16 protein-coding genes are annotated in these 20,142 nt (G+C 68.0%); 4 read left to right on the top strand and 12 right to left on the bottom strand.

All coding sequences use genetic code 11. The annotated features are described in order from the left end of the window. The first annotated feature begins 225 nt into the window (after positions 1 to 225). Positions 226 to 1,587 (top strand): homoserine dehydrogenase, encoded by a 1,362-nt coding sequence (locus tag ABL840_RS22220; RefSeq protein ID WP_093306852.1) that lies wholly within the window; start codon positions 226 to 228, stop codon positions 1,585 to 1,587. Between the two features lie 8 nt (positions 1,588 to 1,595). Here ABL840_RS22220 and ABL840_RS22215 read toward each other — a convergent pair whose 3' ends face one another. From ABL840_RS22215 to ABL840_RS22205, 3 genes are read right to left on the bottom strand one after another with little or no spacing between them, the layout of a single operon-like run. After that, positions 1,596 to 1,994, bottom strand: a complete 399-nt coding sequence (locus tag ABL840_RS22215; protein WP_093306851.1) for a PPC domain-containing DNA-binding protein — start codon at positions 1,992 to 1,994, stop codon at positions 1,596 to 1,598. A 6-nt stretch (positions 1,995 to 2,000) separates the two neighbouring features. After that, positions 2,001 to 3,656 carry a phosphoglucomutase (alpha-D-glucose-1,6-bisphosphate-dependent) gene (gene pgm / locus ABL840_RS22210; RefSeq protein WP_093306850.1) on the bottom strand — a complete coding sequence of 552 codons (1,656 nt, stop codon included), beginning with the start codon at positions 3,654 to 3,656 and terminating at the stop codon, positions 2,001 to 2,003. Further along, positions 3,653 to 4,330: an HAD family hydrolase gene (locus ABL840_RS22205; protein WP_093306849.1), complete on the bottom strand. Its 678-nt coding sequence runs from the start codon at positions 4,328 to 4,330 to the stop codon at positions 3,653 to 3,655. The genes pgm and ABL840_RS22205 overlap by 4 nt, the downstream gene beginning before the upstream one ends. 189 nt (positions 4,331 to 4,519) lie before the next feature. On the opposite strand from ABL840_RS22205, the gene ABL840_RS22200 reads away from it, so the two are divergent. Then, positions 4,520 to 4,876: a hypothetical protein gene (locus tag ABL840_RS22200; RefSeq protein WP_093195004.1), complete on the top strand. Its 357-nt coding sequence runs from the start codon at positions 4,520 to 4,522 to the stop codon at positions 4,874 to 4,876. 144 nt (positions 4,877 to 5,020) lie between these two features. Further along, positions 5,021 to 6,370, top strand: a complete 1,350-nt coding sequence (locus tag ABL840_RS22195; protein WP_093195005.1) for a putative bifunctional diguanylate cyclase/phosphodiesterase — start codon at positions 5,021 to 5,023, stop codon at positions 6,368 to 6,370. Between the two features lie 30 nt (positions 6,371 to 6,400). On the opposite strand, the gene ABL840_RS22190 is transcribed toward ABL840_RS22195, so the two are convergent. From ABL840_RS22190 to map, 3 genes are read right to left on the bottom strand one after another with little or no spacing between them, the layout of a single operon-like run. Next, a complete protein-coding gene (locus ABL840_RS22190) occupies positions 6,401 to 7,438 on the bottom strand; it encodes a sensor domain-containing diguanylate cyclase (protein ID WP_093306889.1) in 1,038 nt (345 codons plus the stop codon). A 28-nt stretch (positions 7,439 to 7,466) separates the two neighbouring features. Further along, on the bottom strand, positions 7,467 to 10,073 hold the full coding sequence (locus ABL840_RS22185) for a [protein-PII] uridylyltransferase (RefSeq protein ID WP_093306848.1): 2,607 nt from the start codon (positions 10,071 to 10,073) through the stop codon (positions 7,467 to 7,469). A 22-nt stretch (positions 10,074 to 10,095) separates the two neighbouring features. Then, positions 10,096 to 10,920 carry a type I methionyl aminopeptidase gene (gene map, locus ABL840_RS22180; protein WP_093195007.1) on the bottom strand — a complete coding sequence of 275 codons (825 nt, stop codon included), beginning with the start codon at positions 10,918 to 10,920 and terminating at the stop codon, positions 10,096 to 10,098. 237 nt (positions 10,921 to 11,157) lie between these two features. On the opposite strand from map, the gene purL reads away from it, so the two are divergent. Beyond that, on the top strand, positions 11,158 to 15,126 hold the full coding sequence (gene purL / locus ABL840_RS22175) for a phosphoribosylformylglycinamidine synthase (protein ID WP_093306847.1): 3,969 nt from the start codon (positions 11,158 to 11,160) through the stop codon (positions 15,124 to 15,126). 108 nt (positions 15,127 to 15,234) lie between these two features. On the opposite strand, the gene ABL840_RS22170 is transcribed toward purL, so the two are convergent. The 6 genes from ABL840_RS22170 to ABL840_RS22145 all read right to left on the bottom strand — a co-directional run bounded on the left by ABL840_RS22170 (position 15,235) and on the right by ABL840_RS22145 (position 20,028). Continuing rightward, on the bottom strand, positions 15,235 to 16,020 hold the full coding sequence (locus ABL840_RS22170) for a peptidylprolyl isomerase (RefSeq protein ID WP_093195009.1): 786 nt from the start codon (positions 16,018 to 16,020) through the stop codon (positions 15,235 to 15,237). Between the two features lie 130 nt (positions 16,021 to 16,150). Further along, positions 16,151 to 16,429, bottom strand: coding sequence for a BolA family protein (locus ABL840_RS22165; protein WP_093306846.1), 279 nt, complete (start codon positions 16,427 to 16,429; stop codon positions 16,151 to 16,153). After that, a complete protein-coding gene (locus ABL840_RS22160; protein ID WP_093195011.1) occupies positions 16,426 to 16,968 on the bottom strand; it encodes a septation protein A in 543 nt (180 codons plus the stop codon). Before ABL840_RS22160 ends, ABL840_RS22165 begins: the two co-directional genes overlap by 4 nt. 28 nt (positions 16,969 to 16,996) lie before the next feature. Next, positions 16,997 to 17,407 (bottom strand): peptide-methionine (R)-S-oxide reductase MsrB, encoded by a 411-nt coding sequence (msrB, locus tag ABL840_RS22155; protein WP_093195012.1) that lies wholly within the window; start codon positions 17,405 to 17,407, stop codon positions 16,997 to 16,999. Then, on the bottom strand, positions 17,404 to 18,885 hold the full coding sequence (locus tag ABL840_RS22150; RefSeq protein WP_093306845.1) for a protein adenylyltransferase SelO: 1,482 nt from the start codon (positions 18,883 to 18,885) through the stop codon (positions 17,404 to 17,406). Before ABL840_RS22150 ends, msrB begins: the two co-directional genes overlap by 4 nt. Before the next feature lie 63 nt (positions 18,886 to 18,948). Further along, complete coding sequence (locus ABL840_RS22145; RefSeq protein ID WP_093306844.1) at positions 18,949 to 20,028, bottom strand: AraC family transcriptional regulator; 1,080 nt, start codon at positions 20,026 to 20,028, stop codon at positions 18,949 to 18,951. Positions 20,029 to 20,142: the final 114 nt, after the last annotated feature.

Below are 20,142 nucleotides of genomic sequence, written 5' to 3'. Positions count from 1 at the left end.
CCACAACCTCCACCCCGCATCCAACGCAGCCCTGATGGCTCGCATGATGCCGCCTGCCTCCGCGCAGGCGATGGTTGTTGCTCGAATGATTACCACCATTACCACCGCGGCCACCTGAGCACGCGCAGGTGGCCGTTCCGGCAGCCACCTGGTGTATCGCTCTCTCCCCGAACGAATGAACCCAGCTCTGGCAGCTGGGTTTTGTTTTTTCGTCAGGAGATGTCCATGTACCGCGATCCCGTTGAATCCCTAGAGCCCTTGCACCACCGTCCGGCGGCCATTCGTACCTTGCGCGTGGGGATGATCGGCATCGGCACCGTGGGCTCGGGCACCTTCCGCGTGCTGGCGCGCAACCGGGCCGACATCGCGGCGCGGGCCGGCCGGTCGATCGAGCTCGTGATCGTCGCCGCGCGCAACCTGCAGCGGGCCGCCGGCATCGTGGGAGAGGGCGTCGCGCTCACGGCCGACGCGATGCAGGTCGCCACCCATCCCGACGTCGACGTGGTGGTCGAGGTGGCCGGCGGCACCGGCCCGGCGCGCGACTGGGTGCTGGCCGCCATCGCGCACGGCAAGCACGTGGTCACGGCCAACAAGGCCTTGCTGGCGGTGCATGGCGCCGAGATCTTCGCGGCCGCGCGCGAAAAGGGCGTGATCGTGGCCTACGAGGGCGCGGTGGCCGTGAGCATCCCCATCATCAAGGCGCTGCGCGAGGGCCTCGCGGCCAACCGCATCGAATGGGTGGCCGGCATCATCAACGGCACTACCAACTTCATCCTGAGCAAGATGCGCGACGAGGGCCTGGACTTCGCCGCCGCACTCGCGCAGGCGCAGGCGCTGGGCTATGCCGAGGCCGACCCGACCTTCGACATCGAGGGCATCGACGCCACCCACAAGCTGACCCTGCTCGCGGCTAACGCCTTCGGCATGCCGCTGCGTTTCGCCGACGCGCAGGTGGAAGGCATCACCGCGCTGCAGGGCGTGGACGTGGCCTGCGCCGAGCAGCTTGGCTATCGCATCAAGCTGCTTGGCGTGGCGCGCCGGCAGGCGGCGGGGGTCGAGCTGCGCGTGCAGCCCGTGCTAGTACCCGCCACGCACCTGATGGCCCAGGTTAACGGTTCGATGAACGCCGTCATGGTCAAGAGCGACGCGGCCGGACTCACGATGTACTACGGCGCGGGTGCCGGCTCGGAGCAGACAGCCTCCGCCGTGATCGCCGACCTGGTCGATGTGGCGCGGCTCGACGGCGTGCATGCCGCGCAGCACGTACCGCATCTCGGCGTCCATGCCCATGCGACGAATGCACTTGCCGTGGTGCCGCGCGCCGCCGTCCACACATCGCACTACCTGCGCGTGCCGGTGCAAGCGGTGGGGCAGATCCAGGCAGTTGCGGCTTGTCTCGCGGAGCGGAAAGTCCCTGTGCGCCAGGTCGCGTTGGCGGCCGAACGGCCCGGCGCGGGCCCGCAGGTGCTGGTGCTGACGGGGCCGGTGGAGCAGGGCGCGCTCGACCTCGCCGTGCACGCGCTGCAGGCGCGCGCCGAAGTGGCGGGCGCGGTCGCGACGCTGCGCGTGGAGTCGCTGGAAGGCTGAGCCGGGCGTCAGGACTTCCGGCGTGGGCTCAGTTCGGCATAGCCGGTGAGCGGGTCGTGCTCGCGCGCGAAGCGCCAGCCGGGAAGCTCTGCGACGAGTATCTCGGCGGTGGTGCGCACGACGCATCCCGGCGCCGCATGCCCGCCGAAGACCCGGCCCTCGGCGTCCGACACGCCGATGTGCAGGTGCGAGCCGTCCGGAGACAGGCTGCCCGCGAGCGTGAGGATTTCCAGGTCGCCCTCGATGCGTGCCGGTGTCTCGGCGCCCGCGAACCGGATGCTCGCCCCGCGCAGGCTGCCGATGCCGGAAACCACGAAGGCCGCCTCCACGCCGCCTTGCTTCAGCGCCGCATCGAGCGACGCGCGCAGGTCGTCGCCCGGATTCAGCCGCAGCACCAGCGTCCGCATTCGGCCTCAGTTCCCCGAAAGCGCCCCGTCGACCACGTGCTGCGCCTCCTCGAGGATGCGCGCGAGGTGGTCCTTGCCCTTGAAGCTCTCGCCGTAGATCTTGTAGATGTTCTCCGTGCCCGAGGGCCGCGCGGCGAACCAGCCGTTCGCGGTCACGACCTTCACGCCGCCGATGGCCGCGCCGTTGCCCGGCGCATGGCTCAGCACCTCGACGATCCTGTCGCCCGCCAGCTCGGTTGAGCGGATCTGCTGCGGCGAGAGGCTCGACAGCCGCTTCTTCTGCTCGACCGTGGCCGGCGCGTCCACCCGGTCGGACACCGGCTTGCCCAGCGCCTGCGTCAGCTCGGCGTAGCGCTCGCCCGGGTCTCGTCCGGTGCGCGCGGCGATCTCGGCCGAGAGCAGGGCGGGCACCATGCCGTCCTTGTCGGTGGTCCAGACCGAGCCGTCCTTGCGCAGGAAGGTCGCGCCCGCGCTTTCCTCGCCGCCGAAGGCCAGCGAGGCATCGACCAGCCCGTCGACGAACCACTTGAAGCCCACCGGCACCTCGTGCAGCCTGCGCCCGAGCCGGTTGGCGACGCGGTCGATCATCTGGCTGCTGACCACCGTCTTGCCGATGGCCGCCTGGGCGGGCCACTGCGGGCGGTGCGTGTAGAGGTAGTCGATCATCACCGCAAGGTAGCTGTTGGGCTGCATCAGCCCGGTGCTGCCGGAGACGATGCCGTGGCGGTCGTGGTCGGTGTCGCAGGCGAAGGCGATGCCGAAGCGGTTCTTCAGCTCGATCAGCTTGTGCATGGCGTCGGGCGACGACGGGTCCATGCGGATGCGGCCGTCCCAGTCGAGCGACATGAAGCGGAAGGTCGGGTCGACCTCGCGGCTCAGCACGTTCAGGCGCTTGAGCTTGTAGCGCTCGGCGATCGCGGGCCAATAGCGCACGCCGGCGCCGCCCAGCGGATCGACGCCGAGGTCGAGGTTCACGTCGCGGATCGCGTCCATGTCGAGGACCTGGGCCAGGTCTTCTACATAGGTGTTCAGGTAGTCGTGCCGGTGCGTGGTCGATGCGCGCAGCGCCTGTGCGAGCGGCATGCGCTTCACGCCTTCGAGGCCGTTCGCCAGCATCGTGTTGGCCGCGGCCTCGACGGCCGAGGTGATGTCGGTGCCCGCAGGTCCGCCGTTGGGCGGGTTGTACTTGAAGCCGCCGCTCTCGGGCGGGTTGTGCGAGGGCGTGATGACGATGCCGTCGGCAAGGCCCGTCGTGCGGCCGCGGTTGTAGACCAGGATGGCGTGCGACACGGCCGGCGTCGGCGTGTACTCGTCGTCCTTCGAGATCATCAGCTCGACGCCGTTGGCGGCGAGCACCTCGACCGCGCTGCCGAAGGCCGGCGTCGACAGCGCGTGCGTGTCGATGCCCAGGAAGAGCGGCCCGTCGATGCCTTTCTGCCTGCGGTAGTCGCAGATGGCCTGGCTGATCGCCAGCACGTGCCATTCGTTGAAGGCGTCGTCGAAGGAGGAGCCGCGGTGCCCCGAGGTGCCGAAGGCCACGCGCTGCGATGGCATCGACGGGTCGGGCCGCCCGGTGTAGTAGGCCGAGACGAGGCGCGGCACGTCGACCAGCAGTTCGATGGGGGCGGGTTGGCCCGCGAGAGGATTGGTTGCCTGGCTCATGTCGATGGGAAGTCGAAGTTGATGAGATCTGCGATGCGCTCGACGGTGATGTCGGCGGGGGCGTAGTCCGCAATGGCCTGCGCGTCGAGCGCATAGTGCCCTTGCCGCACGAAGACCGTTGTAAGACGCGGTCCCCAGATGACCTTCATGGCCGACAGGATGCGCAGCTTGTCGTCGACCATCACGTAGTGCCGGGCCGGGTGGAGCTGCTCGACGACGTCGAGCATCTGCTCCTTGTGCACGTAGATCAGCACGCGGCCTTCGGTGGCGTCCCCGAGGCCCGAGCGCTGCACCTTGCGCGGCTGGAAGACCGCGTCGCCGTCCGAAAGGATCACCGTGGGCCCCTGCCGGCGCAGGTGCTTCAGCGCTTCGAGCGCGCCGGGGTAGAGCCTGTCGGCGAACGGATAGTCGAGAAGAAAGTTCGACATCTGCAGCAGCCGCGGGTCGCTCATGCCCAGGCGGCTTTCCCCGGCGCGGAAGCGCTGCAGGGCGCCGAGGTAGTCGACGTAGCCGAGCTGGTCGCGCAGTTGCTCGAAGGCAACCCAGTAGCGACTGGCGCTTTCCGCGCCGAAGGACTCCTCGAGGCGGGCGCGAAGGTCGGCGATGACGCGGTCGTTATCGAGCAGCGTGTTGTCGACGTCGATCAGGAAAACGGTGGCAGGAGGTTGTGTCATGGTTTCGGGGCCCACGGGCCTGGACTGCACGCCGCGTCCAGCATACGCCCCGGATGCGACGCCAATCGGAGCCCGCGTGAATTAGTTGATGCTTCGAGCCTCGCTGGCTTAATCTGTGCCACAGGACCGTCCCCGGAGTTGAATAAGCTTCCGCCCAGCTTGGATCAGCTTGAAGAAGGAGCAAGAAAGATGCGCATCACGAACGGTCGATACCGGCCTGGCCTGTCGGCAGTGGCTTCGAGCCTGTGCTTGAGCCTGGTGCTGGCCGGCTGCCAGACACCCCCGGCCGACCGGCCTCTGTCACCGGAAGTCCCCGAGCCCCCGAGCTTCGTCACGCCTCCCGAGGCCTGCCAGGCGGCATCCGTGCGCTTCGCCCTGGGCTTGCGCATCAGCCAGCAATTGCTCGAGGAAATGCGGCAGCGCGCCGGTGCCCGGATGGCCCGCACCGTGCTGGCCACCGAGACTGCCGACCCGGCGCAGGACATGATGCGGCTGAATGTGCAGGTCGAGCCCACCGGCCGCGTGGTCGGTGCGTATTGCGGCTAGGACCGCCCGATGCCGCCCGGTGTTGCCCTTCTTGCCGAGAGTGTTGTGATGTTCACACATCGGCTGTAACAAATTTTCGCAACAACACGCGGAACAGTTCGAATTGGGAGAACAATAGTCCGCGACTTCCGGAGCCCCAGTCTTTTGTCGAACCAGCAACCTCCAGTCTCGTTGCCGTCGTACTACGACGGATCGGCCCGTCTCCCGCCGGACGAGGTGCTGCGCCCGTTGATGGCCGACTGGGCACGCGCGGGCAAGCGCCTGGCTGCCATCTGCTACATCGACGTCGACCACTTCGCCGAGTTGAACGAGCGTCTGGGCATGGTCGCGGGCAATGCCGCCCTCGAGGAGGTTGCCCAGCGCATCAAGGCCGAGTTGCCGCGGGAGAGCGTGATGGCCCGGGTGGGCGGCGACGAGTTCGCGGCCCTGTTCGCCGGCCTTGGCGCCTCGCAGTGCGCCCAGGTGCTCGAACGCATCCAGACCTCGCTGGCCGACCCCTGGATCTGGCGCGACCAGACCGCCAGCATCGACGCCAGCATCGGCGCCATGCTGCTCGACAGCAACGGCCCGCCCCCCGAGACCGCGCTGCGCCAGGCGCAGCACGCGGCTTTCTTCGCCAAGCGCGCAGCCGACGGCAAGGTGCACTATTTCGACGCTCCCAGGGCTCGCGCCGACGAGCAGGTGGTCCGCGAACGCCAGCGCATCCAGGAAGGCCTGCTGCAGGGCGAGTTCTTCCTGGTCTACCAGCCCAAGGTCGACATGCGGCGCGGCGTGGTGGTGGGCGTCGAGGCTCTCATCCGCTGGCAGCATCCCGAGCGCGGCCTGCTGCCGCCCGCGCAGTTCGTGCCGCTGATCGAGGACGACCAGCTGGTGGAGCAGGTCGGCGACTGGGCCATCGCCACGGCGCTGTGGCAGGCGCACCAGTGGCGCCTTGCGGGCCTGCACATCTCGGTGAGTGTGAACGTGGCGCCGCGCCACATGATGCGCTGGGACTTCGTCGAGCGGCTCGCCAGGCACCTGGCGCAGTTTCCGAAGCAGGGCGAGGGGATGCTGGAGCTCGAGATCCTCGAGACCACGGCGATCAGCCAGTTCGCAAACGTCGCGCTCTTCGTGGAGGCCTGCAAGATGCTGGGCGTGGGCGTCACCATCGACGACTTCGGCACCGGGTATTCGTCGCTCACCTACCTGCGTCAGCTGCCGGTGTCGACCGTGAAGATCGACCAGTCCTTCGTGCGCGGCATGCTCGACAACAGCCAGGACCGGGCCATCGTGCAGGGCATCATCGCGCTGCTCCATGCGCTGGGGCTCACGGCGGTGGCCGAGGGCGTCGAAACCACGAAGCAGGGCGAGGCGCTGCTCGCCCTGGGCTGCACGCTGGCGCAGGGCTTCGGCATCGCGAGGCCGATGGCGGCCAAGGATGTCGCGCAGTGGGTGGCGCAGTACGAGCAGGCGCCGCTGTGGGGGCGCGACGCGGCTGCGCTGCCCGCCGGCTGAAGGCGCCGGCCAGGTTCAGCCTGACAGGGTTCAGCCCGACAGGAGCGCGCCGGTGTCGTGGATCATGTTTCGACGGTTGTGCTTGACCGCGTACATGGCGGTATCCGCCTGCCGCAGGGCCTCCTCGGCCGAGGTGGTGCGAGGGTCGACGGCCACCACGCCGACGCTGGCGCCCTTGTAGTCGATCGTCATGTTCTTGAGCCGCAGCTCGCCTTTGGTGTTTTCCGCCAGCCGGTCGGCCAAAGCCATGGCGCCGGTGCGCGGCGATTCACCGAGGCCGGGGCCCAGGCCGATCACGACGAACTCGTCGGAGCCGAAGCGCGCCAGCATGTCGCTCGCGCGTACGCAAGCCGCCAGCTGCTTCGCCATGGCCGCCAGGAATTCGTCGCCGACTCCGTGGCCGTACGCGTCGTTGATCTTCTTGAAGTCGTCCATGTCGATGAAGCCGACCAGCACGCTCTGGGCGCTGCGCGCGCCCTGGGCGAGCATGCGCTGCAGCGCGTCGACGAGGGCGCGGCGGTTCGGCAGGCCGGTGAGGACGTCGGTCGCTGCATTGGTCGAGAGTTCGATGCCGGCCTTGTCGAGCTTGGCGATCATCTGCTCCCGCTCGACCTGCTGGCCGATCAGCCTGGCGAACAGGCGCAGTACCGGCTCGGCGATGGCCGGCAGCGGAACCTGCCGCGCGCTGGCGACGCACAGCGCGCCATGGAGGCCGCCGTCGTCGAGCCTGACCGGCGCGCTCGCGCAGGACTGGATGCCCAGCTCGCGGGCGGCATCGGCGTCGCCCCAGCAGCCGCCGGCATCGTCGGCGTAGATGCGGTTTTCTTCCAGCGCGTGGCGGCACAGCGTGTCGGCCCAGGGCACATAGGCCCCTTCGGGAATGGCGAGCTCGCCCGTGTTGTGGGCGAAGAGGATGTGCTGGCGGGCCTTGTCGGGCTCGATGATCGTGAGGTAGGCCGATTCGAGGCCGGTTGCCGCCTCGAGCATTTCGAGCATCGGGCGGGCGAGGTCTTCCAGCGTCTTGGCAGAGGAGACCGATTCGGATAGCTGTTCGATCAGGAATTCCATGGCCGACATTCTGAGGGCTCCCGGGGTTTCAGGATGCCAGTGCTTCCATCAATTCCGTTTCGATGGCCAGCTGCGTCTTCTGGCCCTGGAGCTCGGGGCCGCTGATCAGGAAGGTGTCTTCCACCCGCTCGCCCAGCGTCGTGACCTTGGCGAGCTGCAGGTTCAGGTGATGACGTGCCAGCACCCGGGCCACCGAATACAGCAGGCCGGCGCGGTCGCTGGCCGAGATGTTGAGCAGCCAGCGCTGCGCCTTGTCGTCGGGCAGCAGGCTGATGCGCGGCTTGATCGGGAAGCTGCGCACCCGGCGCGACACCCGCCCCATGCTGGGCGGGGGCAGGGCGCCGGCCTCGGTGAGCGTCTGTGCCAGGCCCGACTCGACCATGCTGATCAGGTCGCGGTAGTGGTCCGGCAGGAAGGTAGTGACGACCTGGAAGGTGTCGAGCGCATAGCCGTTGCTCGTGGTGTGAACCTTGGCGTCCAGGATGCTGAAGGAGGCCTGGTCGAAGTAGCCGCAGATGCGCGCGAACAGGTCGGGCTGGTCGGGCGTGTAGACCACCACCTGCAGGCCTTCGCCCACCGGCGACAGGTGCGCGCGCACGATGGGCGGCGCCTTCGGGTCGACGGGCACGTTGGGCGGCGGCACGAAGCGCGCGAGCTGCTTGGCGTGCCAGGCGATCTCGGAGGCGTCGTGGCGCATGAAGTAGCCCACGTCGAGCGTGTCCCACAGGGCCTTGTGCGCCTCGAAGCGCTGGGCGTGCAGGGCGAGCTGAACCAGCGCTTCGCGCTTGCGCGACTCGACCTCGGCGTCCGGGTCGGGCATGCGGCCGCCCAGCGCGCGCAGGGTGTAGCGGTACAGGTCCTCGAGCAGCTTGCCTTTCCAGGCGTTCCACACGCGCGGGGAGGTGCCGCGGATGTCGGCCACGGTCAGCAGGTAGAGCGCGGTCAGGTAGCGCTCGTTGCCCACGCGCTTGGCGAAGGCGCCGATGACTTCGGGATCGCTCAGGTCCTGCTTCTGGGCGACCTGGCTCATCACCAGGTGCTCGGCCACGAGGAACTCGATCAGCTTCGCGTCTTCGCGGGCGATGCCGTGCTGCTTGCAGAAGCGCTGCACGTCGCGCGCGCCCAGCGTGGAGTGGTCGCCGCCGCGGCCCTTGGCGATGTCGTGGAAGAGGGCCGCCACGTACAGGATCCAGGGCTTGTCCCAGCCGGCCGCCAGCTGCGAGCAGAACGGGTACTCGTGCGCATGCTCGGCGATGAAGAAGCGCCGCACGTTGCGCAGCACCATCAGGATGTGCTGGTCCACCGTGTAGACGTGGAACAGGTCGTGCTGCATCTGCCCCACGATGCTGCGGAACACGCGCAGGTAGCGCCCCAGCACCGAGGTCTGGTTCATCAGCCGGAAGGCATGCGTGATGCCGTAGGGCTGCTGGACGATCCGCATGAAGGTCTGGTGGTTGACCGGGTCGTTGCGGAACTTGCTGTCCATCACGTGGCGCGCGTTGTAGAGCGCGCGCAGCGTGCGTGCCGACAGGCCCTTCACGCCGATGGTCTTCTGGTACAGCAGGAAGGTCTCGAGCACCGCGTGCGGCTCGCGCTCGTAGAGGTCGTCGCTGGCGATCTCGATCAGGCCGGCGCGCTCGTAGAAGCGCTCGTTGATGGGCGTGTGCTGTTCGTCGCTGGGCTGCAGGCGCTCGGAAATGTTGAGCAGCAGGATCTGGTTGAGCTGCGACACCGCCTTGGCGGCCCAGTAGTAGCGCCGCATCAGCGCTTCGCTCGACTTGCGCTGCGACTCGCTCTCGTAGCCGAAGCTGGCCGCCACGGCGGTCTGCAGGTCGAACACCAGGCGGTCCTCGCGCCGGTTGGCGATCACGTGCAGCCGGGCGCGAATGAGCGAGAGCAACGCCTCGTTGCGCTTGATCTGCTGCGCCTCGAAGGAGGTGGCCAGGCCGTTCTTGGCGAGATCGTCCCAGCGGCTGCCGTAGCCGGCGGCCTTGGTCATCCAGAGGATGGTCTGCAGGTCGCGCAGGCCGCCGGGCGATTCCTTGCAGTTGGGCTCGAGCGCGTAGGGAGTGTTGTCGAACTTCTGGTGGCGGTGCCGCATTTCCTGCGACTTGGCCACGAAAAAGGCCTGCGGATCGATGGCCCGCGAGAAGCGGCGGCGGAAGGCGGTGAAGAGCTTCTTGTCGCCAGCGATCAGGCGCGCCTCGAGCAGCGAGGTCTGGACGGTGACGTCCTTCTCGGCCTCGGCCAGGCATTCGTCCACCGTGCGCACGCTGGATCCGATCTCGAGGCCGGCGTCCCAGCAGTGGCCGATGAAGGCCTCGATGCGGGCCGGCTCGATGCCACCGGCCTCGCCCTCGGGCGGCAGCAGCAGCAGCACGTCGACGTCGGAATACGGGAACAGCTCGCCGCGCCCGAAGCCGCCCACGGCTGCCAGCGTGAGCGAGTCGCCGAAGCCGGCTTCGCGCCACAGGGTGCACAGCGTTTCGTCGGCCAGCGCCGAGAGCTGGCGCAGCACCGTGTGCACGCTGCGGGTGGGAGCGCGCGCGAAGCGCAGGGTGTCGAACAGGGCGAGCTTCTTCGCGCGATAGGCTTCGCGCAGCGTCGCCACGTCGATGTTGGCTGCTTCGATCACGGGCGGGGAACGCGTTGCCGCGTCAGGTCTTGGTGGCGGTGACGAAGGAAGGCAGCGGAGGGCTGCCTGCCGACAGGGTCAGCACCTCGTAGCCGGTCTCGGTGACGAGCACCGTGTGCTCCCACTGGGCCGACAGCGAGTGGTCGCGCGTGACGATGGTCCAGCCGTCGTACTGGCCGCCCTTGAAGTCTTCCTTCACGTCGCGCTTGCCGGCGTTGATCATCGGCTCGATGGTGAAGATCATGCCGGGCTTGAGTTCTTCCATGGTGCCCGGGCGGCCGTAGTGCAGCACCTGGGGCTCTTCGTGGAAGCGCTGGCCCACGCCGTGGCCGCAGAACTCGCGCACCACCGAGAAGCCCTGGCCCTCGGCGAACTTCTGGATCGCGTGGCCCACGTCGCCCAGGTGGGCACCGGGTCGCACCTGGAGGATGCCGTGCCACATGGCCTCGAAGGTGATGTTGCACAGGCGCTTGGCGGCGATGGACGCGTCGCCGATCACGTACATGCGGCTGTTGTCGCCGAACCAGCCGTCCTTGATGACGGTGACGTCGACGTTCATGATGTCGCCCTTCTTCAGGGGCTTGTCGTTCGGGATGCCGTGGCACACCACGTGGTTCACCGAGGTGCACAGCGACTTCGGGAACGGGACGCTGCTCGCGCCCATGTAGCCCACCGTGGCGGAGGTGGTGCCCTGCTTGACCATGTACTCGGCTGCGAGCCGGTCGACGTCGTTGGTCGTGATGCCGGGCTTGATCAGGGGCGTGAGGTAGTCCAGCACCTCGGAGGCCAGGCGGCAGGCGACCCGCATGGCTTCGATGCCTGCAGCGTCTTTGTAGTTAATGCTCATCCCGGAATTATCCCATCGGCAGGATGAACCTGCCCCCAACGCGGAACACTTCGTGCCCCGCTGCCCCTCAAGGGGGACGACCGCCTCGGGGCGTCCCGGCGATGGCCTAAAATCACGGGCTAACGCGGATGATCCCAGTCAGCGGTCATCAGCCTCAATTTCTTGATTCCCAACGCGGCCCCCGAGGCCCCACCGACCGTGACGCAGCCCGCACATCAAGCCCTTCCTGTCGTAACCATGTTCGAGGGCGGCAGCGCGCTCAGCGACTTCCGCGCACGGCAGCTTCTGCCGAAACTGCAGGCCATCGAGCCGCGCATCGAGGGCATTTCGGCCCGTTTCGTGCATCTGGTGGTGACCGACTCGGCGCTCGACCAGGCGGGCCATGAGCGCTTCGCCGCACTCCTGACCTACGGCGAGCCCTTCGAGGCGCCGGCCAAGGCGGGCACCACCGTGGTGGTCACGCCGCGCCTGGGCACCGTTTCGCCCTGGGCCTCCAAGGCCACCGACATTGCCCACAACTGCGGCCTGGCGCTGCGCCGCGTCGAGCGCGTTACCCAGTACCACCTGAAGCTCAAGGCGCCGCTGATCGGCAAGGCTCCCGTGCTCGAGGGCGACGCCCTGGCCGCCGCGGCCGGCCCGCTGCACGACCGCATGACCGAATCGGTGCTGGCCACCGTCGAGCAGGCGGCCAGCCTGTTCAGCGAGCTGCCGGCCCAGCCGATGGCGCAGGTCGACGTGCAGGGCGGCGGTCGCGCCGCGCTGGTGGCGGCCAACACCGGCTTCGGCCTGGCGCTGGCCGAGGACGAGATCGACTACCTGGTCGACGCCTTCACCCGCCTGGGCCGCAACCCCAGCGACGTCGAACTCATGATGTTCGCGCAGGCCAACAGCGAGCACTGCCGCCACAAGATCTTCAACGCCGACTTCACCATCGACGGCGAGGCCCAGCCGCAGAGCCTGTTCTCGATGATCCGCAACACCGAGAAGCAGAACCCGCAGCACACGGTCATCGCGTATGCCGACAACGCCTCGGTGATGGAGGGCACGACCATCGAGCGCTTCATTCCGGTCAACGGCTCGCAGAGCTATCAAAAAGATAGCGCCCTGAGTCACGTGCTGATGAAGGTCGAGACGCACAACCACCCGACCGCCATCTCGCCTTTCCCCGGCGCCTCGACGGGCGCGGGCGGCGAGATCCGCGACGAAGGCGCCACGGGCCGCGGCTCGAAGCCCAAGGCCGGCCTGACCGGTTTCACCGTCTCGAAGCTGTGGCCGGAAGAGGGCAGCTACGGCAAGCCCGAGCACATCGCCAGCCCGCTGCAGATCATGACCGAGGGCCCGCTGGGCGGCGCCGCGTTCAACAACGAATTCGGCCGTCCCAACCTGCTGGGCTACTTCCGCGAGTACGAGCAGACGGTGGCGAGCGATGTCGACACCGTGCAGCGCGGCTACCACAAGCCCATCATGATCGCGGGCGGCCTCGGCAGCATCGACGCGGCGCAGACCAAGAAGATCCGCTTTCCCACCGGCTCCCTGCTGATCCAGCTCGGCGGCCCCGGCATGCGCATCGGCATGGGCGGCAGCGCAGCCAGCTCCATGGCCACCGGCGCCAACGCCGCCGAGCTCGACTTCGACTCCGTCCAGCGCGGCAACCCCGAGATCGAGCGCCGCGCGCAGGAGGTCATCAACCACTGCTGGCAGCAGGGCGACGCCAACCCGATCCTCGCGATCCACGACGTGGGCGCGGGCGGCCTGAGCAACGCATTCCCCGAGCTGACCAACGACGCCGGCCGCGGCGCGCGTTTCGACCTGCGCTCGGTGCCGCTCGAAGAGTCGGGCATGGCGCCGAAGGAAATCTGGTGCAACGAGAGCCAGGAGCGCTACGTGCTGGCCATCGCGCCCGAATCGCTCGAGCAGTTCAAGGCCTTCTGCGAACGCGAGCGCTGCCCGTTCTCGGTGGTCGGCGTAGCCACCGAAGAGCGCCAGCTGCTGGTGGCCGATGAAGGCGCCGAAGTGCAGCCCGTCGACATGCCGATGGACGTGCTCCTCGGCAAGCCGCCGAAGATGCACCGCGACGTGAAGACCGTGGCGCGCAGCTTCAAGCCGCTCGACCTCACCGGCGTCGACCTGCAGAAGGCCGCCATCGACGTGCTCGCGAACCCCACCGTGGCTTCCAAGCGCTTCCTCGTCACCATCGGCGACCGCACCGTGGGCGGACTGAGCCACCGCGACCAGATGGTCGGCCCCTGGCAGGTGCCCGTGGCCGATTGCGCCGTGACGCTGGCCGACTTCAAGGGCTTCGCCGGCGAGGCCATGAGCATGGGCGAGCGCACGCCGCTGGCCGCGCTCGACGCGCCGGCCTCGGGCCGCATGGCGGTGGCCGAGGCCATCACCAACCTGCTGGCCGCGCCCATCGAACTCTCTCGCGTCAAGCTGTCGGCCAACTGGATGGCGGCCTGTGGCGAGGCCGGCGAAGACGCCGCGCTGTACGAGACCGTCAAGGCCGTGGGCCTGGAGCTTTGCCCGGCGCTGGGCGTGTCGATCCCGGTCGGCAAGGATTCCCTGTCGATGCGCACCCAGTGGAAGGACGGTGCCGAGGCGAAGAAAGTCACCTCGCCCGTGAGCCTGATCGTCAGCGCCTTCGCCACGCTGCCCGACGTGCGCGGCACGCTCACGCCGCAGCTCGACGCCGAAGAGGCCGACACCACGCTGGTGCTGATCGACCTGGGCCAGGGCAAGCACCGCATGGCCGGCAGCATCCTGGCGCAGACGCTCAACCAGAGCGGCGACACCGTACCCGACCTCGACGACCCGGCGCAGCTCGTCGCGTTGGTCAATGCCGTGAACGCCCTGCGCGCTGACGGCAAGATCCTCGCGATGCATGACCGCAGCGACGGCGGCCTGTTCGCCACCGCCTGCGAGATGGCCTTCGCGGGCCACGTCGGCGTGGCGCTGAACGTCGACATGCTCGTCACCGAAGGCGACGGCATCTCCGACAGCCGAATGGAAACCGGTGACGCCAAGAACTGGGCGCAGCAGGTCAGCGCGCGCCGCGAAGAACTCACGCTCAAGGCGCTCTTCAACGAAGAGCTGGGCATGGTGCTGCAGGTGCGCACCGCCGAGCGCAACGACGTCATGCAGGTGCTGCGCGCCCACGGCCTCAGCACGCACAGCCACTTCGTCGGAAAGACGCGTCCCGCCAGCTCGCAGATGGATGCGGGCAAGGGCAAGATCGAAGTCTGGCGCGATGCCAAGGCCGTGTTCAGCGCGAGCCTGCACGACCTGCAGCAGGTGTGGGACTCGGTCAGCTGGAAGATCGCCCGCGAGCGCGACAACCCGGCCTGCGCCGATGCCGAACACGCGGCAGCCGGCGATCCGGCCGATCCGGGCATGCACGTGTTCCTGCCGAATCCCCAGCCGGCCGCACCGGCCATCCTGCAGTCGCGCCCCAAGGTCGCGATCCTGCGCGAGCAGGGCGTCAACTCGCACGTCGAGATGGCCTATGCCTTCACCGATGCCGGCTTCGAGGCCTTCGACGTTCACATGACCGACCTGCAGTCGGGCAGGGCGGACCTCGCCAGCTTCAAGGGCGTGGTTGCCTGCGGCGGCTTCAGCTATGGCGACACGCTGGGCGCCGGCATCGGATGGGCGCGCAGCATCACCTTCAACCCGAAGCTGGCAGAGCAGTTCAAGACCTTCTTCGGCCGCGCCGACACCTTCGGCCTGGGCGTGTGCAACGGCTGCCAGATGTTCGCCGAGCTGGCCGAAATCATTCCGGGCGCCGAAGCCTGGCCGCGCTTCACCACCAACCAGAGCGAGCGCTTCGAGGCGCGCCTGTCGATGGTCGAGGTGCTCGAATCGCCCAGCATCTTCTTCGCGGGCATGGCGGGCAGCCGCCTGCCGATCGCGGTGGCGCACGGCGAGGGCTACGCCAACTTCAAGCACCGCGGCGACGCGGCCAAGGCCATCGGCGCGATGCGCTTCGTGGACAACCACGGCAAGCCGACCGAGCAGTACCCGTTCAACCCCAACGGCAGCGCGGGCGGCCTGACTTCGGTGACCACGCCCGACGGCCGCTTCACGGCGGTGATGCCGCACCCCGAGCGCGTGTTCCGCAACATCCAGATGAGCTGGACCTCGGGCGACCGCAGCGAGCTGAGCCCCTGGATGCAGATCTGGCGCAACGCCCGTCGCTGGGTGGGCTGAAGGACGCCCCGCTTCGATCGTCCGCGAAGCCGGCAAGGCCTGGCGGACACGAACGGACGGCAATAAAAAAAGCGGCCTCGAGGGCCGCTTTCTTTTTGCTCGGATCGATTACTCGACCTTGGCCTTCGCGCGCAGGTCTTCCTGGTACTTCTGCAGGCGCTGCTGCTGCAGCTGTTGCGTGATCTGCGGCTTCACTTCTTCCAGCTTCGGCAGTTGAGCCTGGCGGATGTCGTCGACGCGGATGATGTGCCAGCCGAACTGGCTCTTCACCGGAGCGGGGGTGGTCTCGCCCTTCTTGAGCTTGATCATGGCTTCCGAGAACTCGGGCACGAAGCTCGCGGGGTTGGCCCAGTCGAGGTCGCCGCCGTTGGCGCCCGAACCCGGGTCCTTGCTCTGCTTCTTGGCGATGTCCTCGAACTTGGCGCCCTTCTTCAGGTCGGCCATGATCTTCTTGGCCTGGTCTTCGGTTTCGACCAGGATGTGGCGGGCCTTGTATTCCTTGCCGCCGTTGGCCGCGACGAACTTGTCGTATTCGGCCTTCACGTCGGCGTCCGCGACCGGGTTGGTCTTGCGGTAGTTCTCGAACAGCGCGCGGATCAGGATGGCCTGGCGGGCGAGTTCGAGCTGGTTCTTGTAGTCGTCGGTGGCGTCCAGGCCCTGCTTCTGGGCTTCCTGCATGAACACTTCGCGCGCCACGATTTCCTCGCGCAACTGGCCTTGCATTTCAGGCGTCACCGGACGGCCCGCGGCAGCCAGTTGCTGGGCCAGAACGTCCATGCGGGCCTTGGGCACCGGCTTGCCGTTCACGATGGCTGCGTTCTGCGCCAGGGCCGCCATGGGGATGGCACCGAGCAGCGCTGCGGCCGCGACGGCCTGCAAGATTTGTTTTTTCATGGAATGAATGGTCGAGCTGGGAAGTGAATGCGCGTGTAGGAGTTGCGCGGTAATGAAAGCAGGGGATTGGGGAAGAAGGGGCAACGGCCGACGCGGGCGTGGCGTGCGAGCAATGCGTTGGACGACTGACTCAGAGCACCTCGATGGCGATGGCGTGCAGACCCTGTGCGATGAAAACGTGGAGGGCATCATACACAAGCCGATGCCGCGCCACGCGGGGCTTCCCCTCGAACAGCGGGGAGGCGATGCGGACGCGGAAATGGGTGCCGCGGCCTTCCGCGTTGGCGCCCGCATGGCCCGCGTGGGCCGCGCTTTCGTCGATGACTTCGAGCGCCGTCGGCGCGAGCGCCTTGCGCAGCGCGGCCTCCAGGGCTGCCGTGGTGGGGAGCTGTGCGGTGTCCGTGGTCATGCGGTCGGCTTGTCCTCGTTCTTCAGGTGCGGCGCGATGTACAGGCCCTGCGCCACCAGGAAGACGATGGGGAACACGTAGCCCCAGAGCTTGAAGTTGACCCAGGCCTCGGTCGTGAAGTACGCCGCCACGTAGGCGTTGATGGCGGCCATGAACAGGCAGTAGCCGATCCACGCCACGTTGAGCCTGCCCCAGATGCGGTCGGGCAGCTCGAGCTGCGAACCCAGCAGCATCTTCAGGAAGTTCTTCTTCAGCGCCCAGAGCGCCACGGCCAGCGCGACCGCCATTGCGCCGTAAAGCACCGTCGGCTTCCACTTGATGAAGCGATCATCGTGCAGCGCCAGCGTGAGCGTGCCGAACAGCAGGATCAGCACCAGCGTGGCCTTCTGCATGGCCTGCAGCTTGCGCTCGGTGGCGTAGATGACGGCCATCTGCACCACCGTGGCGGCCATCAGCACGCCCGTGGCGGTGTAGATGTCGCCCAGCTTGTAGGCAATGAAGAAAAGCAGGATCGGGAAGAAGTCGAGGAGCAGTTTCATTGAGCTCTTAGTTTGCTGGCTGGCTTGCTTATTTCTTCTGGAAGTCGAGCGACGCCGAGTTCATGCAGTAGCGCAGGCCGGTTTCGGTGGGGCCGTCGGGGAACACGTGGCCCAGGTGGGCGCCGCAGTTCGCGCAGACGTTCTCGGTGCGCACCATGCCGTGCGAGCGGTCGATGATGTTGCGGATCGCGCCCGGCACCGCTTCCTGCGAGAAGCTGGGCCAGCCGCAGCCGGCGTCGAACTTGGTCGCCGACTCGAACAGCTTGGCGCCGCAGCAGATGCAATGGTAGGTGCCGTCATCCCAGTGCGCCTCGTACTTGCCGGTGAAGGGGCGCTCGGTGGCCGCGTGGCGAGTCACCTCGAAGGCCGCGGGCTCGGCGCCTTTTTCGGCGAGCAGGGCTTTCCATTCGGCGTCGGTTTTCTGTACGGGAGTGGTCATGATGAGCAGCTGATTTCGATCGTGGAAGCCCAGTCGGGCGGGAAGCCGGCGTATGCGTCGGCACCGGGATGTTCTTCAAATGGGGTCTGGAGCACTGCCAGCAAGGTTGCCACACCCGAGTGGTCCTTTTGCTGACTCGCTTCGATGGCTTGCTGTCCCAGGTGGTTCCGCAGCACGAACTTCGGGTTGGTGCGGCGCATCAGTTCGGCGGCCAGGGCCCGGTCGGTGGAGGCATGGCGCTCCGAAAAAGATAGCATCCAGGCGTCGAAGCCTTCGCGGTCGAGGAACAGGTCGCGCACCGGCTCCACGTTGCCGTCGGCCACGAAGCCGGAGAGCCGGCGCCAGAAGATCGTGTAGTCGACCTTGCCCGCGGCCAGCAGCTTGAGCACGCCCTCGATCAGCGGCCGGTCGCCTTCGGCTGCCTCGGCCAGCCCCAGCTTGGCGCGCATGCGGCCCTCGAACTCGTTCGGGAACACCGTCTTGTACGACTCCAGCGCGGCCACCGCGACCTCCTGGTCGCCGATCAGCGGCAGCAGCGCCTGCGCGAGGCAGAACAGGTTCCAGTAGGCCACGTTGGGCTGCTGGTTGAAGGCGTAGCGCCCGTTGGTATCGCTGTGGTTGCAGATGTGGCGCGGGTCGAAGCCGTCGAGGAACTGGAACGGGCCGTAGTCGATGGTGAGCCCGAGGATGCTCATGTTGTCGGTGTTCATCACGCCGTGGCAGAAGCCCACGGCCTGCCACTGGGCGAGCAGGGCGGCGGTGCGCTCGCTCACGGCTTCCAGGAAGGCGGCGTAGGCATTGCCGCCGAAGCGCTCCGTGGTACGGCAGGCCGGGTAGTAGCGGTCGATGACGTAGTCGGCCAGCGCACGAAGCTCGTCTTCGCGCTGGTTGGCTGCGAAGTGCTCGAAATGGCCGAAGCGCACGAAGCTGGGCGCCACGCGGGTGACGACGGCGGCGCTTTCCACCTCCTCGCGGTAGATCTGAGCGTCGGAGCCGGTCACGCACAGAGCGCGCGTGGTCGGGATGCCAAGGCCGTGCATGGCTTCGCTGCACAGGAATTCGCGAATGCTGGAGCGCAGCACCGCGCGGCCGTCGCCGCCGCGCGAGTAGGGCGTGCGCCCCGCGCCCTTCAGCTGCACCTCGAGCCCGCCTTCGGTCTCGCCGAGCATGATGGCGCGCCCGTCACCGAGCTGGCCAGCCCACACGCCGAACTGGTGGCCGCTGTAGACCGTGGCGAAGGGGCTGGTGCCGGCAATGGGCAGGCTGCCGGTCAGGGCCGCCAGCGTGGCCTGCGACGAATGCCAATCGGACGGCAGGCCCAGATCTCGGGCGACAGCTTCGCTGCGGCCCACCCAGTACGGATCGGGCAGCGGCGTCGGCCGCAAGTCGGTGAGAAAGGCCGGTCCCAGGGCGTGGAAACCAGGCTTCCAGCGCAGTCCCAGGTCCGCGACCCCGGTGTCTTCAGCAAGCAAGCTCATGCCCGGATTGTCCGGCACGGCGCGTAACCCCTGGCCGGGCGGGCCATCGGGGCCCCGGAGGGGTCAGGCCGCGAGGGCGGCGGGCGCGTCCCAGATGCGCGCCCGGTACTGCGCCGGCGGTACGCCGAACCAGCGCTTGCAGGCACGGAAGAAGTTGCTCGTGTCCACGAAGCCCAGCATGTCGGCCACATCGGTCAACGTGTGGCGGTCTTCGGCCAGGTATTGCTTCGCCAGCTCGCGGCGGGTGCGGTCGAGCAGCGACTGGAACGACACCGACTCTTCCTGCAGCCGCCGCTGCAGCGTGCGCTCGGCCAGTCCGAGGCCCGAGGCGACGTCCTGCCGGCGCGGCTCGCCGTACTGGAGCCGGCGCGCGATCTCGGCGCACACCAGCGTGCTGGTGGTGGTCTGGCCCAGCAGGTTCAGCTGGTCGTCCAGCAGGTGCTCCTGCATCTCGCCGAGCACTTCGTGGAAGGTGGGCAGCGGCGTCGCCATGTCGGCGGCCGACAGCAGCAGGCGGTTGGCTTCGGCGTTGAATCGCACATCGCAGCCGAATGCCTCGCGATGCAGCCGGTCGTCGGCCGGCGCAGGGTAGATGAACTCCATGGCCAGCGGCTGCAGGTCGCGGCGCGTGAGCCACTGGCATTGCATGAGCACGGTCAGCAGGGCGTATTCGACGCGCTGGCGGGGAATGGGCAGGCTGCCGCCGGTGTGCCGCATCACCATCCAGCAGCCGCGTGGATCGGGCTGCAGCGAAAAGGCCGTCGCGTCCGAGATCACGGCCATGTAGCGGGTCAGCCGCACGAGCGCCGATTCGAGGCTGGAGCTGCACGACATCGCATGTCCCACCGTGCCCAGCTTGCTGTGGGTGGAGGCCAGGTCGCGGTGCAGGCCCAGCGTGGGCCGGCCGGCACGGGCCACGGCGAGCTGCCAGAGCACCGTGATCTCGTCGACGGGGATGCGCGTGTTCTGCCGGTGCAACGAATCCGGGTCGAAGCCGGCGTCCCGCAGCAGCGAGGGCACGTCCAGCCCCTCGGCCTCGAACATCGACAGGACGCCTTCGAGCCATGCGGCCGAACTGGTGCGCAGCTCCGGCTGCGGCATGCAGCCCGCCCGGCGCTGGGTGCCGCGCTGGCGCAGCGGCATGGAGGCTCCTGAAGTCATTCGTTTGGCTTTGTTGCGATAGCGATGAAAACGGTGCCGGTTTCTAGAATTTTTTTGCGTGTTCGGCGGCCCGGAGTATGGGTGCCGCGCGCCAGG

The organism is Variovorax sp. NFACC27 (assembly GCF_048301545.1).
Lineage (GTDB): Bacteria > Pseudomonadota > Gammaproteobacteria > Burkholderiales > Burkholderiaceae_C > Variovorax > Variovorax gossypii.
Note: the sequence above shows the minus strand (reverse complement) of the source record. Positions and strands in the feature narration are given on the sequence as shown.

What these genes read in the sequence shown, in the direction of transcription:
- ABL840_RS22215 (WP_093306851.1), bottom strand. Translation starts at nt 1,994, where the DNA reads ATGCGGACGCTGGTGCTGCGGCTGAATCCGGGCGACGACCTGCGCGCG.
- ABL840_RS22145 (WP_093306844.1), bottom strand. Translation starts at nt 20,028, where the DNA reads ATGCCGCTGCGCCAGCGCGGCACCCAGCGCCGGGCGGGCTGCATGCCG.
- ABL840_RS22205 (WP_093306849.1), bottom strand. Translation starts at nt 4,330, where the DNA reads ATGACACAACCTCCTGCCACCGTTTTCCTGATCGACGTCGACAACACG.
- msrB (WP_093195012.1), bottom strand. Translation starts at nt 17,407, where the DNA reads ATGACCACTCCCGTACAGAAAACCGACGCCGAATGGAAAGCCCTGCTC.
- pgm (WP_093306850.1), bottom strand. Translation starts at nt 3,656, where the DNA reads ATGAGCCAGGCAACCAATCCTCTCGCGGGCCAACCCGCCCCCATCGAA.
- ABL840_RS22165 (WP_093306846.1), bottom strand. Translation starts at nt 16,429, where the DNA reads ATGACCACGGACACCGCACAGCTCCCCACCACGGCAGCCCTGGAGGCC.
- purL (WP_093306847.1), top strand. Translation starts at nt 11,158, where the DNA reads ATGTTCGAGGGCGGCAGCGCGCTCAGCGACTTCCGCGCACGGCAGCTT.
- ABL840_RS22170 (WP_093195009.1), bottom strand. Translation starts at nt 16,020, where the DNA reads ATGAAAAAACAAATCTTGCAGGCCGTCGCGGCCGCAGCGCTGCTCGGT.
- ABL840_RS22160 (WP_093195011.1), bottom strand. Translation starts at nt 16,968, where the DNA reads ATGAAACTGCTCCTCGACTTCTTCCCGATCCTGCTTTTCTTCATTGCC.
- ABL840_RS22190 (WP_093306889.1), bottom strand. Translation starts at nt 7,438, where the DNA reads ATGGAATTCCTGATCGAACAGCTATCCGAATCGGTCTCCTCTGCCAAG.
- ABL840_RS22200 (WP_093195004.1), top strand. Translation starts at nt 4,520, where the DNA reads ATGCGCATCACGAACGGTCGATACCGGCCTGGCCTGTCGGCAGTGGCT.
- map (WP_093195007.1), bottom strand. Translation starts at nt 10,920, where the DNA reads ATGAGCATTAACTACAAAGACGCTGCAGGCATCGAAGCCATGCGGGTC.
- ABL840_RS22150 (WP_093306845.1), bottom strand. Translation starts at nt 18,885, where the DNA reads ATGAGCTTGCTTGCTGAAGACACCGGGGTCGCGGACCTGGGACTGCGC.
- ABL840_RS22220 (WP_093306852.1), top strand. Translation starts at nt 226, where the DNA reads ATGTACCGCGATCCCGTTGAATCCCTAGAGCCCTTGCACCACCGTCCG.